This window comes from Pseudomonas sp. IT-P176, from assembly GCF_949767245.1.
Lineage (GTDB): Bacteria > Pseudomonadota > Gammaproteobacteria > Pseudomonadales > Pseudomonadaceae > Aquipseudomonas.
This window is the reverse complement of record NZ_CATKPN010000007.1, coordinates 1-272: the sequence shown is the minus strand read 5'-3', so window position 1 is coordinate 272 and position 272 is coordinate 1. Positions and strand designations below refer to the sequence as shown.

Below are 272 nucleotides of genomic sequence, written 5' to 3'. Positions count from 1 at the left end.
TGGATGGCTGATCGACTCTATTGCACGCTCCCCGTCATGGACGCCTGCGAAGAGTCCGGAGCCTCGTTCATCATTCGCGAACCGAGCAAGCATCCACGCCTACTTAAGGAAAGCGACTGGCAGGAGTCTGTCGCGGTCGGGGTAGGCAGCGTGCGCGAGCAAATCATCGAAGTCAAAGGTGGTCGCCAGTGGCGGCGTGTCGAACTGAATCTGCAAAACCCCACCGAATCTGGCGACACCACGCTGTTGTTCTGGAGCAACTTGCCCGACTC

The 272-nt window shown here is 58.8% G+C and carries 1 pseudogene; it reads left to right on the top strand.

Annotated features, from left to right (window positions below):
- Positions 1 to 272: pseudogene (locus tag ACM6IP_RS00035) on the top strand (IS4 family transposase); the annotation flags it as partial.